General features: G+C 59.3%; 13 protein-coding genes. 7 read left to right on the forward strand and 6 right to left on the reverse strand.

The features are described 5' to 3' along the window. A partial coding sequence (locus VGL70_20505) for a thiamine pyrophosphate-binding protein (GenBank protein ID HEY3305913.1) occupies positions 1–735 on the reverse strand: 735 nt, incomplete at its 3' end. A gap of 156 nt (positions 736–891) precedes the next feature. On the opposite strand from VGL70_20505, the gene VGL70_20510 reads away from it, so the two are divergent. From VGL70_20510 to VGL70_20520, 3 genes are all read left to right on the forward strand, one after another. Continuing rightward, on the forward strand, positions 892–2,169 hold the full coding sequence (locus VGL70_20510; protein HEY3305914.1) for a M20/M25/M40 family metallo-hydrolase: 1,278 nt from the start codon (positions 892–894) through the stop codon (positions 2,167–2,169). Positions 2,170–2,389: 220 nt separating this feature from the next. Beyond that, complete coding sequence (locus VGL70_20515; protein HEY3305915.1) at positions 2,390–2,890, forward strand: VOC family protein; 501 nt, start codon at positions 2,390–2,392, stop codon at positions 2,888–2,890. A gap of 65 nt (positions 2,891–2,955) precedes the next feature. Beyond that, on the forward strand, positions 2,956–3,780 hold the full coding sequence (locus VGL70_20520) for a hypothetical protein (GenBank protein HEY3305916.1): 825 nt from the start codon (positions 2,956–2,958) through the stop codon (positions 3,778–3,780). A 50-nt stretch (positions 3,781–3,830) separates the two neighbouring features. Here VGL70_20520 and VGL70_20525 read toward each other — a convergent pair whose 3' ends face one another. Next, positions 3,831–4,037, reverse strand: a complete 207-nt coding sequence (locus VGL70_20525) for a hypothetical protein (GenBank protein ID HEY3305917.1) — start codon at positions 4,035–4,037, stop codon at positions 3,831–3,833. 1 nt (position 4,038) lies between these two features. Between VGL70_20525 and VGL70_20530 the strand changes: the two genes are divergently transcribed. From VGL70_20530 to VGL70_20540, 3 genes are read left to right on the forward strand one after another with little or no spacing between them, the layout of a single operon-like run. After that, entirely contained in the window at positions 4,039–4,989 is a 951-nt protein-coding gene (locus VGL70_20530) for a serine hydrolase domain-containing protein (GenBank protein HEY3305918.1), read from the forward strand. After that, on the forward strand, positions 4,986–5,939 hold the full coding sequence (locus tag VGL70_20535; GenBank protein ID HEY3305919.1) for an amidohydrolase family protein: 954 nt from the start codon (positions 4,986–4,988) through the stop codon (positions 5,937–5,939). The genes VGL70_20530 and VGL70_20535 overlap by 4 nt, the downstream gene beginning before the upstream one ends. Then, on the forward strand, positions 5,936–6,781 hold the full coding sequence (locus VGL70_20540) for a prolyl oligopeptidase family serine peptidase (GenBank protein ID HEY3305920.1): 846 nt from the start codon (positions 5,936–5,938) through the stop codon (positions 6,779–6,781). Before VGL70_20535 ends, VGL70_20540 begins: the two co-directional genes overlap by 4 nt. A 29-nt stretch (positions 6,782–6,810) precedes the next feature. On the opposite strand, the gene VGL70_20545 is transcribed toward VGL70_20540, so the two are convergent. Both VGL70_20545 and VGL70_20550 read right to left on the reverse strand, forming a co-directional pair. Continuing rightward, a complete protein-coding gene (locus VGL70_20545; GenBank protein ID HEY3305921.1) occupies positions 6,811–7,458 on the reverse strand; it encodes a ferritin-like domain-containing protein in 648 nt (215 codons plus the stop codon). A 33-nt stretch (positions 7,459–7,491) separates the two neighbouring features. Continuing rightward, a complete protein-coding gene (locus VGL70_20550; GenBank protein ID HEY3305922.1) occupies positions 7,492–8,007 on the reverse strand; it encodes a hypothetical protein in 516 nt (171 codons plus the stop codon). A 209-nt stretch (positions 8,008–8,216) separates the two neighbouring features. On the opposite strand from VGL70_20550, the gene VGL70_20555 reads away from it, so the two are divergent. After that, a complete protein-coding gene (locus VGL70_20555) occupies positions 8,217–9,929 on the forward strand; it encodes an HAD hydrolase family protein (GenBank protein HEY3305923.1) in 1,713 nt (570 codons plus the stop codon). A 29-nt stretch (positions 9,930–9,958) separates the two neighbouring features. Here the strand turns inward: VGL70_20555 and asnB are convergent, their stop codons facing one another. Beyond that, positions 9,959–11,626: an asparagine synthase B gene (gene asnB, locus VGL70_20560; protein HEY3305924.1), complete on the reverse strand. Its 1,668-nt coding sequence runs from the start codon at positions 11,624–11,626 to the stop codon at positions 9,959–9,961. A gap of 69 nt (positions 11,627–11,695) precedes the next feature. Beyond that, on the reverse strand, positions 11,696–12,718 hold a 1,023-nt coding region (locus VGL70_20565; GenBank protein ID HEY3305925.1), incomplete at its 5' end, for a heterodisulfide reductase-related iron-sulfur binding cluster.

The following is a 12,718-nucleotide window of genomic DNA, read 5'->3' on the forward strand; positions in this document are numbered from 1 at the left end:
CTCCAACAACGCCTTGAAGCCCGCTTCTCTTCTTCCGACCCAGTCGGCGATGATCACCGGCGCCTTGGCTTCGCAGAGCCAGCGAACCGTTTTCTCGAAGCCCTCTTCCGGCGCCTGCAGCGGCAGCGGCGCGGGATAGCGGTCGAGCGACGGAAACGGAATCTCGCCGTCGAGCTTTTTCTCCTGCACCTCGCTGTCCCAGCAGAGATAAACCGGGCCCATCGGATCGGTCGTCGCCAGCCGGTAGGCGCGAATGAAGGCGTCCGGCACCGCCTCGACGCTGCCGGGTTGATCGTCCCACTTGACGAAGTCGCGGACGAAGTTTCCCTGCACCAACGCCGTGTGCACCCAGTCGATCCACGGCCGGCGCAGCGCCGTGTCCATCGGTCCGGTGCCGCCCATGACGATCACGGGCAGGCGGTCGCACCAGGCGTTGTAGATCGCCATCGCCGCATGCTGCAAGCCGACGATGTTGTGCACCGCCGCGGCCATCGGCCTCCCTTTGGCGCGCGCGTAGCCGTGCGCGAGGGCCACGGTCATCTCTTCGTGCGGGCACAGAATCATCTCCGGCATCCGGTTGCCGCCGTAATTCACCAGCGAGTCGTGCAAACCGCGAAACGTCGCGCCCGGGTTCAGGGCGATGTACTCGATGTCAAAAGCCTTTAACATGTCGACGATCACGTCCGATCCGTACTGCGCGCGCGGCTTCTCGGCCATTCTGGCTGCTTTACTCATCCCAATGGCTCCTTCTGGAACGATTGATTCTAATTTCTTGCAAGGCACCATATTCCAAGAGCCGCGTTGCCGCAAGAGAACGGCGCGCGGATGCTTCCCCTCGCATTGACGAATCTCGCGCCAGGAAGTAAGTTCCGCTGAAGAAGGAGCGCGCTCATGAAAAAAGAGAAAGTCTACGACGACCTGCTCGCCGCCATCGAGGCCGATCGGTCGGAGCTGGTCGATCTCTCTCTCAAGCTCGGCAACACGACGAGCTTCCACGGCAAGGAAAGAAAAGTGGGCGAAGCGGTGCTCGCCTGGCTCAAGGAATGCGGCATTGACGGCTCGCTTCAGTTCATCACCGAAGAAAGCGTCAACGCCGTCGCGACGATTCCCGGGAGCGGCGACGGGACGAGCCTGATCCTCAACGCGCATATGGACACCGGACCCGAGCTGGGAACGGATGCGACCGAGGCGGATAAAACAATCGAAGGCGCGTGGACCGAGGGCGATCTCATCTTCGGCCGCGGCGTGATCAACGACAAGGCGCAGCTTTGCGCCATCATGATCGCGGCGCGGGCGATCAAGCGCGCCGGCATTCGCCTCGGCGGCGACCTCACGATCACGGCGGTGGCGTTCGAGACCGGCGCGCCGTCCATCGACGATTATCAGGGCGTCAATCATCCCGGCGAGGGGTTCGGCACCAAGTGGGCGGTCGATCGCGGCGTCACCGCCGACTACGCGCTTGTCGGCGAGACTTCGGGCTTCGGCATCGTGCGCGCCGAATGCGGCGCGGTCTGGCTCAAAATCCGCGTGAAGGGACGCGAAGTCTACACGCCGCGCTACGAGCGCGGCGCATCGATCCACGAAAATCCCAACGCCTTCGCCAAGGCGGCGCACGTAATTATGGCACTTGAGGAATGGGCCGTGCGGTACCAGCAAAAAGAGAAATTGGAGTTCGAGGGCGGCGCCATCATCCCGAAAGCGCAGATCATGAACGTTCACGGCGCCAACGCCAACGTGAGCCAGGCGAGTCCCTTCTGCGATATTTACATGGACATCCGGCTGGTTCCGGGCAGAAAGCCGGAAGCCGTCAAGAAAGACGTCGAGCGCGCCGTGCGGGCTTTGGGCATCGACTGCGAGGTCTCCGCGTTTCAATACTCGCGCGGCCACATCGCCGAGAACGCCGATGCGCTGATCTCCGCGATCACCGAGGCCCATCGTTATGTTTTTGGAGCCGAGCCGCCGCTGCCGCCGTCGGCCGAAGTGAGCATGTGGCGCGACTTGAACGTTTTCAACGAGACCGGCATTCCTTCGGTCTGTTACGGCCCGCCGCGGCAGAAAGATCCGTACAGCGGCGCGGGCAACCGGGCGATGAAAATTTCCGACCTCGTCGCCGCGACGAAAGTCTACGCGTTGACCGCGCTGTTGCTGTGCGGAATCGAAAAAAGTTGAACACCGCACAGACGGCCCCGCTTATTCGCTCTGCGGATTCTCCCTCTCCCTGTGGGAGAGGGCAAGGGTGAGGGTATTCACCCGGAGCCACCCCTCACCTTTATCCTCTCCCTCCAGCGGAGGGAGAGGAAGCCAGAATAGCGCGGCTTCGAAATTGCAGGAACCAAACGCCTGTGTTAAAAAAATCGCTGCTATGCCCTTGTCACAAGGAGGATCGACAATGCCAATCAAAATAAAACGAACCGGCCATCTCGTTTTGCGCGTCAAAGATCTCGAGCGGTCGAAAAAATTCTTCACCGCAGTCATGGGCCTTCCGCTCGTCGGCGACAACGGCAACGGCATGCTGTTCTTCAGCCCCGACGTGGAAGCGAACCATCACGTGCTGGCGATCCGCCAGGCCGAGGCGGGCGCGCGCATGCCGGAGCCGGAGCAGCACGTCGGCATGGAGCACGTCGCCTATGAGCTGGCCTCTTTCGCCGAGCTTCAAGAAGCGTATCGCATCTTCAAAGCCAACAACGTGAAGTTCCGCCATATCGTTTTCCACGGGATTACCAAGAGCATCTATTTTTACGATCCCGACGGCAACCTGCTGGAGGTCTACTGCAACGTGCCGCCGGAAGTGTATCGCAAGACCGTGCCCAATCCCTACGGCCTCTACGGCGACATCACCGCCGAGCTGGAAGGCAAACAGCCGCAGAAGCCGGGCACCGTCGCGCCATGAGATAAAATCAGAAGAACGAATCGGAAAAATCCGCCGTGACGGTTAGCAGCGCGAACGCTCGGAATTTGCTGGCATTGCTTCTATCGCTGACGCTGGCCGGGTGCGCCGCCGCTTTGCCTGAAGTCAAAGGCCCTCTGGGCGCGGGTGAGGAGCTTGCGACTCTAAACACACGTCCCGGCGTGACCGTGAGGGTTCTGCTGACAACTCCCAATGCTGTTCCAAGGGGTGTATTCCTATTTTTTCCTGGAGGCGAAGGCTATCTAGTAAATACAGAAGACGGCCAACCTAAGAGACTTTTCATCCGTGAGTTTCGTGAGCAGGGCTTTACAACGGCGATAGTGGATGTGCCGTCAGACCAGCCGTATGGAATGTTAGGCGGCGATCGATTTAGAGCCAGTAAAGATCACCTGGAAGATGTGACGAAGATCATCGACTTCGTAAGTCAAAAGTGGCCAAAGCCCATTTATCTGATCGGCCATAGCGCCGGAACTACATCGGTCGCTTATCTCGCGACGGTTTTAAAGGACCATCGCGTCGGTGGCGTGGTTCTTACAGGCGCACTCGGCGAATTGGGTCCCAGGGCAGTGTCATTGGCGACCTTGCCGTTACACACCATCACCTATCCCGCGCTCTTTGTTCATCACAAGGAGGATACGTGCGCAAGCTTCGGAGCCGCCCTTCAGCAACATCGACGCCTCGTCAACAGTCCAAGAGTTAGCTTTATTGAAGTGTTGGGTGGAGACCAGTCCAGAGCAATTGGCTGCAAGCCACGGGATCCCGGTGGTGGGAAAAGTTATGCCCATGGATTTTCTGGTAAGCGCCGCGAAGTAGTTGCAGCTATTGCTGATTGGGTTACGGGCAAGCCGGTTCCGGATCGAATCGGTCCTTAGGGACATACGAGGAAAGGTCCGCGTTGGGTTTTCTTCTCATCGCCGTACTTCTAATTTGCGGCTGCTCCATAGTACAGCCGGAGCTCCGGCCCATAAGTTTCTCCGGCGAAGCGTTGCCCGGGCTGGAAGCATTTGATCAAGCCATGCTCGATTTGCTCGAAGAAAATCACTTGCCCGGCGGAACGCTCGCCGTGGCTTACCAGGGCCGGCTCGTTCTGGCGAAAAGCTACGGCGTCGCGCGCAGGGGGTTCGCACAAAATGAATCCGTGCAACCGAAAAACCCGCTTGCGTATCGCGAGCCTCTCCAAGCCGATCACCAGCGCCGCCGTGATGCTGCTCGTGGAGCGCGGTCAACTCAAGCTCGACGACACGGTCCTTGAGGTGTTGGGCGACGCCGCGCCTGCCGCCAAAGATCTCAGGGATCCCCGCGTCGGGCGCATAACGGTGCGCCAGCTATTGGAACACCGCGGCGGATGGGATCGAACGGAGTCGCAAGAGCCGATGTTCGAAAGATTTCCGCTATGCCCCTCGCGGGCGAAGCGCTTTCTTGAGACGACCATGCTCGACTTCGTGCCCGGAGAAAGATCCGCGTATTCAAGCGTCGGGTATTGCATCCTCGGACGCGTCATAGAGAAGGTTTCGAACAAATCGTATGGCGATTTCGTCAAGGAGGCGATCGCCGAGCCGCTCGGGATCAAGAGCTTTGCGTTGGGCACCGAACAAGGTTCGTTGGCGGACGAAGGTCAATACTTTGCTACCCAAATTCCGGGCGTAAGAACCCTATCGCCTTACGGCGGATTTTCCATGGTAGCGAGGGGTGCTTCGGGCGGGTGGATAACCACCGCCGCGCATTATTTGCGTTTTTTAAACGCGTTGGACGGCACGCGCAAACCGGCTTTGCTGAAACCTGAAACTTACGCGGAGTTGACGGCCCGCCCTGACGCAGCGGACAGTTCCGGCAAGCCCACGTATTATGCCAAAGGCTTGAGCGTCCGGCCGCTAAGGGTCGGCGCCAACATTTGGCACCGCGGCAGCTTCGCGGGTACGATGAGCTTCGCCGCCAAACTGGCCGCCGGCTGGAGCTATGCGGCGATCTTCAATCAACGTCCGGAAAACTTCGAAGCGATGCTTAGCCGGATCGACCGGATGCTGAGCGAGGCCTCCCACAAGGCGACTCCGCCCGCGGAAGGCGATTTGTTTGCGCAATGAAAACCGCTCGACGGAAATTCTTTCCGATTCCGTTTTTGATCCCGGCCCTGGCAGCGTGCGCCGGCCCCGTCAGCCGCATGCCGAGAGAGGTGGTCGCCAAGATTCCGCTTATCGACGTGCACGCGCATTACCCCGGCAGGCCTCCACGCACGGCGCAAGATTTCATTCGGACAATGGATTCAGTCGGGATCGAACAAACGGTCCTCTTCCTGGGCGGAACCGGAGGCAGAGAAACGAGCGATCTGCAGAAATACTCAGACCGGTTCGTCCTGTTTTTTGCGGGTCCCGCTGCCAACGATGCCGTTCGCGCCAAGATTAAGACCGGCGATCCTAAGGCCATCGAAGAGTTGCTCGACGATTACGAGCGCGCGCTACAGTCCAGTCTCTATCGCGGGCTGGGTGAAATCTACGCCTATCACTCGGACCGGCCCACACAGCTAGCGCCCGACTCCCCGGCAATCCGGGGCCTTCTGGAGTTAGTGACGAGATACCGCGTCCCGATCAGCATTCACTGCACCGCCGATGGCAGGCCGGAGATGGAGCGCGCTTTAAAATCTCATCCCAAGGCAAGCGTGATTTGGACTCACACGGGAAGCTTTTTGTCTCCGGCTGTGATGACGGATCTTCTAGAGACTCACCCCAATCTCTACTTTGAGCTGGCGATAAAAAATAAAAGGCTTCGAATAGACCGATATCCCATCCTGTCCGGCATGACGTTGCGCGAGGACTGGCGCCAACTTTTCGAGTCGTATCCGGAGCGCTTTTTTCTGGGCTTTGATTTCCCCGGCACAGGCCCGAACCATGGCACGCCGCTTGAGACGGCGGCGGAGAGCGCCGAATTCTTTCGGACCATTCTGATGCAGCTTAACCCCTCGACCGCGCGAAAGATCGCCTACCAAAATGCTCGGGCGATTTTGGCTAAGAGGAGAGCTTCCAGCAGCGCGTTATGAAGCGATTGTATTTTTGGATGTTGGTCGTCCGGCAAATCTTTGTGCGAGGGTCTTTTGCGCTTTGGGTCGCCGCGTTTTTCCCGGCAATTCAAAGCGCCTGGGGACAAGCCACCGGACCGGACTTGATCGGATTCAAGAGCGGTGATCTCGAGCTCAAGGGGTTTGTTTGGAAGCCGTCCGGCGATGGTCCTTTTCCCGCGTTGTTATGGAACCACGGCAGCGAGAAATCCCCCGGGTCGGTCGAGACCGTGGCGCCATATTTCGTAAGCAAAGGCTTTATCTTCTTCGTGCCGCATCGCCGCGGACAAGGGCGTTCGCCGGGACCTTACATCATGGATGAGCTCAGCGGGGCTGTATCAAAGAGCAAACGCGGCGGCATGTCGGTTAAACTTCACGAAACGCATTTCCAAGATCAACTGGCGGGATTAAAGTATTTGATGGCTCTTGCCTACGTGGATAAGAACCGAATCGCAGTCATGGGCGCTTCCTTCGGCGGGATCCAAACGATGCTGGCGGTCGAGCGCGGACCCGGCTATCGCGTCGCGGTGAATTGCTCGGGTGGCACCGAGACGTGGAGCGGCTCTTCGGATTTGCGCTCGCTTCTCATCGCTGCCGCGAGAAAAGCGACCATGCCGGTATTCTTCCTGCAGGCGGAAAACGACCACGACCTGACTCCGAACCGCGTCTTGAGCGAAGAAGTTCGGAAAAGCGGCCAGCCGGTAGAAGCGAAGGTCTATCCCGCCTTCGGCTTCGGTTTCCGCGAGGGCCATAGTTTCTGCTCCCGCGGCGCGAAGACTTGGGGCCCCGACGTTCTTAAATTTATCGAGACGCATTTCAAATAAGAATGGGTGGAAATAAAATTTTAGTCTAATCACCACGGCCCTTTCCCCATCGCCCAGCGGTCGAGGCTGGCGAGATATTCACGGAAGAGCACCATGCGCATCGCGACGGCGCGCCGCACTCGGTCTTGCCGGTCGGCGGTCGTGGCATAGCGCTTGAGAAATTCCTGCGGGACGCTGCCGTGCTCCGCCTCGTCCTCGGTGATCCGGCGATAGGGCTGTTTGATCCAGTCCGGGACGGCGGGCGACTTGAGGCACATCTGGATCAAGTAGTACGCCACGGTCTCCCCGGCCAGAGAAAGTCCGGCGAGGCGCTCGCAAGTGTCGTTGAGACCCTCCATGGCGTTGAACATCGCGATCTGCGCCGGCAGCGGCTTATAGTCGAACGGATTCTGGCCGAGCTCTTGAATTCTTTTCGATAGGAGCCCGGCATGCGTCATCTCTTCGTGCGCCGATTCGGCCATCGTCGTCTTCACGTCCAGCTCGGGCGTCGTCTTGAGCCACGCGCCGTAAAGATCCGCCGCTCTCAGCTCGTTGAAGAGGCGGCTCTTCATGACGCGAACCCGCTCCTCGTCGCTCTTGAGCGGGATATAGCTATACGCCGGCGGCTGCCCGTCGAGCGTGCGACAAAATTCATGGACGGGTACTAACAACTCTTTTACAAACTCTTCGCTCCTCATTACTCCCTCCTGTTTCTTTTCATCCCTCATCCTTCATCCTTTGTTGGTTTTTCCCTCCAGCTCGCGCAACGATTTTTCCAACTCTCCCTCTAAATCTGCGACGTCGAAGCCCACGGCGCGCGCGCCGTCCAATATGGCGATGCAAATCATAACGAGATCGAGGCACTCCTTCGGCGGCGCGGCATCTCGATGTTCGATAAGGTAATGATCGACGCGCTGCTTGAGCGTTAGAAAGTCGCGCAGGCAGACGACGGCTGGAAGGTCCTTGAGCGTTCCCGTATTCATCGTCGAAGGCTCGAAGGCGACGCCGCCCGGATCGACGAGCGCGATCTGGCGGCCGTTCTCGAATAATAGCACGAGATAGGCGTCCTTCGTTTCGGGATGAATCTTCTCTTCGAACGCCTTCACGTCGCGCCAGGGAAGATGAACGCGCTTCCCCGAGGCGACGTCCAGAAATGTAGAGCTTTCCTCGTCGTAGAGAACGACATGCCGGTGCTGCTCGACCCACTCTTTGACTTTCTCCTTCGCCTGGTTGATAGCCTCGAACATGCCCAATACTAGCACAAAAAAATGCGCGTCAATCAAGATCGACGGAAGGCGGCTTCGAGATCGACACCGCACAAGAACACTCCAAAAATGCACTGTTTGAGCCTTTCTTCCTCGAAAAACGAGAGCCGCATCCAGGAATTCCCCTAATTGAAAATTACCCCGGATTCATTACCCTTTTAAGTAGCGCGTGAAAGCGCGGGGAGGGATGCGTGCGTTACTTGGTTTTAGCCTGCGACTTCGATGAGACTCTCGGCGTCGGCGGACGCGTGGCCGGCGAGACGATAGCCGCGTTGGAGCGTCTTGTGGCCTCCGGCCGGAAGCTGATTCTGGTCACCGGCCGGGAGCTGGACGATCTGCTGCGGATCTTTCCCCACGCGAACCTGTTCGAGCGCATCGTCGCCGAGAACGGCGCCACGATTTACCGGCCGGCCGGCCGGGAAAGAAAAGTCCAAGGAAAGCCGCCGCCGGAACAATTCGTGCAGACGCTCCGCGACCGCGGCGTGGCGCCCCTCGGCGTCGGCGCCGTCATCGTCTCCACGTTCCGGCCTCACGAGACGATGGTCCTCAACACGATTCGCGACCTGGGACTCGAGCTGCAGGTGATCTTCAACAAAGGCGCGGTGATGGTTCTCCCCGCCGGAATCAACAAGGCTACGGGTCTCACCGTGGCGCTCCGTGAGGTCGGAATCTCGCCGCACAATGTCGTCGGCATCGGCGACGCGGAGAACGACCACGCCTTCTTAAGCCTCTGCGAGTGTTCCGTGGCGGTCGCCAACGCTCTCCCGATGGTCAAAGAGCGCGTCGATTTCGTGACCGAGAGCGAGAACGGCCGCGGCGTCGTCGAGCTCGCCGACGAGATCGTGCGCGAAGATCTCCGGGCGCGAGAGAGCCGGCTGCGGCGCCACCATATACTTCTCGGCCACCGGGAATCGCGCGAGGCGGTGCGCCTCTCGCCCTATGGAGTGAATCTTCTCATCGCCGGCCCTTCGGGCAGCGGCAAATCGACGGTGACGACGGCGATCTTGGAGCGTCTCAACGAACAGGGCTATCAATTCTGCGTCATCGATCCCGAGAGCGATTACGAATCGTTCGAAGCCGCCGTGGCGCTGGGCACGCACGACGAGCCGCCCAGCGCGGACGAGGTCCTTCGGCTGCTGAAAAATCCCGCCGACAACGCCGTCGTGAATCTCGTCGGCCTGCCGCTCAAGGACCGGCCGGCTTTTTTCTTGGCGCTTCTGCCGCGTCTGCAAGACTTGCGGGCGCAGCTCGGCCATCCCCATTGGCTTGTCATCGATGAGACCCATCACGTGCTGCCTGCCACCTGGGAGCCCGCCCCGCTCGCGATTCCCAAAGAGTTCGAGCGCTTCGTTTTCGTCACGATCCAGCCCAAGTCGATCGCGCCGGAGGCCCGGTCGGCCGTGAACACCGTCATCGCGGTCGGCGAAGCGCCGGAAAAAACGCTCGCCGTGGTCGGCGAACTCATCGGCGAGACGCCGCCTTCGACGCCGCCGATCAAATTGAGCCAAGGCGAAGTCCTCATGTGGAGAAGGCAGCCGAATGCGGCGCCCTTCAAGTTTCAAATTCTTCCGGCGCGCACGGAGCGCCGCCGCCATCGACGCAAGTACGCCAAAGGCGACCTCGGGCCTAAGAAAAGCTTCTACTTCGAGGGACCCGACGGCAAGCTCCATCTGCAGGCGCAAAATCTTATCCTTTTCGTGCAGCTCGCCGAGGGTGTGGATGACGACACGTGGAACCATCATCTCCAGAGAGGCGATTATTCCCGCTGGTTTCGCAAGGAGATCAAAGACGAAGAGCTCGCCGCCGAAACCGAGCGCGTGGAAGGTATGAACGGCATTCCCGCCGACGAGAGCCGCGCGTTGATTAAAAAGGCGATCGAAGAAAGGTACACGCTACCGGCGTAATCTTTTTGACGAACGCGCGTCGCTCCCGCTCAAACCTTTTTGGCCGCGTTCTTGTGCACGCTCCGGACCGCCCTGCCGGAAGGATCGTTCATCTTCGCGAACTCTTTGCTCCAGCGAAATGCGGTCGGCGTGGAGCAGGCGATCGACGGACCGACCGGCACGGTCGCGGCTGCGTCGGGGCTCGAAAAATAATCTGAAAAAATCTCCCGGTAAAAATATTCTTCCTTCGTGGCGGGCGTCTTTTCGGGAAACCGCTCGCGGGCTTGCGCCATTGCGTCATCGCTGATGGTCTCTTCGGCGTGTTTTTTCAGGTGATCGATCCATCCATAGCCGACGCCGTCGGAAAACTGCTCCTTCTGTCGCCACAGAATTTCTTTGGGCAGATACCCCGCGAATGCCTTCCTGAGAGGATATTTTTCAATCCTGCCGTTGGAGCACATCTTGGTTTCCGGATCGACGCTCATCGCATAGTCGAGGAACTCCTTGTCGAGGAAAGGCACGCGCGTCTCCAGACCCCAAGCGGCGGTCGCCTTATTCGCCCGCAGACAGTCGTACTTGCTCAACAGCGAAAGTTTTCTTACCGTCTCTTGGTGAAACTCCTCGGCGTTCGGCGCCATGTGAAAGTACAAGTACCCGCCGAAGACCTCGTCCGCTCCCTCGCCTGAAAGCACCATCTTTATCCCCATCGATTTGATCTTCCGGGCCACGAGATACATCGGCGTCGCCGCCCGGACGGTCGTGACATCGAACGTTTCCAAATGATAGATGACGTCCCTCAGAGCGTCGAGCCCTTCGGCGATCGTAAAAACGATCTCATGATGGACCGTGCCGATATGCTTCGCTACTTTCCTCGCGTGTTGCAGGTCGGGAGAATCTTTCAGGCCGACCGAGAAAGAATGCAGCCGCGGCCACCAGGCTTCTTTCTTGTCGCCCGATTCTACTCGTTTCTTCCTGTAGCGCGAGGCGATCGCGGCGATCAAAGACGAATCCAGCCCGCCGGAGACAAGCACGCCGTAGGGGACGTCGGACATCATTTGCCGCTTGACGGCGGTCTCGAGTTTTGTCCGGAGTTTTTCCAGAGACAAATTCTTTTTCGGGATCTCCGTCGTCCATGCCGGGTTGTACCATTTGACAAATTCCTTTTTGCCGCCCAAATAGTAGCTCCCCGGCGGGAACTCCTGAAGCTTTTCGCAAACGCCCTCCAAGGCCTTCATCTCGCTCGCCACATAGACCGCGCCTTTCTCGTCCCAGCCGATGTAAAGCGGCATGATCCCGATGTGGTCGCGCGCGACGAAGTAATCCCTTTTCTTCTTATCGTAGAGGACGAAGGCGAATATCCCCTCCAGCAAGTCGAGGAATGCCGGCCCGTACTCGTCGTACAAATAAAGCAGGATCTCGCAATCCGATTTCGTCTGCCACAGGTGCTTGCGTTTGAGCTTCCGGCGCAGCGGCACATGGTTGTAAATCTCGCCGTTGACCGCGAGCACATTGCCGTTGATCCGGTCGAACAGCGGCTGGGCGCCGTGCTCGACGTCCACAATGGAGAGCCTCTCGTGCGCCAGGACAGCTTTGTCGTTGCAATAGATGCCGCTCCAGTCGGGACCGCGGTGACGTAATTTGGCCGTCATCTTGAGAGCCGTCTCCCGGTAATGAGCCGCAGGCTCTTTCATTTCAAAGATGGCCGCGATGCCACACATATCCCGTTATCCTGAAGAGGCGGAAGATATTTTTCAAGATGGGTGAAAACCGGAATGCCGGGGGGATCTTTACTCAGAGCGGCTTTGGGAAAGTTGCTCCCACAAAAGCTCCGCCGGGTGTTTCGCCTTGCGCCCCGCGACGTGCTCGATCTGCTGGCGGCAGGAGATTCCGGAAGCCACGATCTCGACGCTCGGGTCCGCGGCGCGGACGGCGGGCGCGAGGCGGCGGTTGGCGATGGCGAGCGAGACATCATAGTGCTCTTTTTCGAAGCCGAAGGAGCCGGCCATGCCGCAGCAGCCCGAGTCTACTTCGGTGACGTCGAAGCCGGCCCAGCGGAGCGTTTCCACGGTCGGCGCGGTTCCGACCAGCGCCTTCTGATGACAGTGTCCATGGAGCAGCGCTTTGCGTCCGTTGCCGGCGAATTCCAACGAGAGCCTCCCGGCCTTTCGTTCGCTTGAGATAAATTCTTCGAACAGAAAACTCCGGCTCGCGACGGTTTTTGCTTTTTCGCCGCGCAACAACTCGGGATACTCGTCTCTCAATGTTAACAGGCAGGAAGGTTCCAGGCCGACGATAGCCATGCCTTTCTCGGCGTGAGGAGAGAGCTTCTCGACGTTCCACGAGGCGTTATCGCGCGCCTCGGCGAGCATGCCCTTCGAGATCATCGGACGGCCGCAGCAGCGCTTTTCGGCGAGCGTGACGCGATAGCCGGCGCGCTCTAAAAACCGCGTCGCCGCGATCGCCACGGCCGGAGTGTTGAAAGTGTTGAACGTGTCGTGGAAGAGAACGACCGTCCCCTTCTCGCCCTCTCCTTCCGCGCGATGGCGGGTGAACCAATCTTCGAAAGTCTCGGCGGCGAACGCCGGCAGCGGCCGCCGCGAGTCGATTCCCGCCACGCGCTCCAGGAGCCAGCGGTTTAGCCGCGAATTGGCCAGCAGGTTGGAGAGCGGCGCGAAGCGCGCGCCTAATCGGTTCAACCGCTCGATCCCGCCGAAGAGGCGGTTCCTGAGCGGCAAGCCGTTGGCTGCGTGATAGTGGCTCAGAAACTCGTACTTGAGCTTCGCCATGTCTACGTTCGAAGGGCACTCGGC

The sequence above is a fragment of the Candidatus Binatia bacterium genome (genome assembly GCA_036504975.1).
GTDB lineage: Bacteria > Desulfobacterota > Binatia > UBA9968 > UBA9968 > JAJPJQ01.

Excerpts from the sequence above, each read along its gene's own strand:
- VGL70_20515 (HEY3305915.1), top strand. The coding sequence starts at position 2,390 with ATGCCAATCAAAATAAAACGAACCGGCCATCTCGTTTTGCGCGTCAAA.
- VGL70_20550 (HEY3305922.1), bottom strand. The coding sequence starts at position 8,007 with ATGTTCGAGGCTATCAACCAGGCGAAGGAGAAAGTCAAAGAGTGGGTC.
- VGL70_20530 (HEY3305918.1), top strand. The coding sequence starts at position 4,039 with ATGAATCCGTGCAACCGAAAAACCCGCTTGCGTATCGCGAGCCTCTCC.
- asnB (HEY3305924.1), bottom strand. The coding sequence starts at position 11,626 with ATGTGTGGCATCGCGGCCATCTTTGAAATGAAAGAGCCTGCGGCTCAT.
- VGL70_20510 (HEY3305914.1), top strand. The coding sequence starts at position 892 with ATGAAAAAAGAGAAAGTCTACGACGACCTGCTCGCCGCCATCGAGGCC.
- VGL70_20540 (HEY3305920.1), top strand. The coding sequence starts at position 5,936 with ATGAAGCGATTGTATTTTTGGATGTTGGTCGTCCGGCAAATCTTTGTG.
- VGL70_20545 (HEY3305921.1), bottom strand. The coding sequence starts at position 7,458 with ATGAGGAGCGAAGAGTTTGTAAAAGAGTTGTTAGTACCCGTCCATGAA.
- VGL70_20535 (HEY3305919.1), top strand. The coding sequence starts at position 4,986 with ATGAAAACCGCTCGACGGAAATTCTTTCCGATTCCGTTTTTGATCCCG.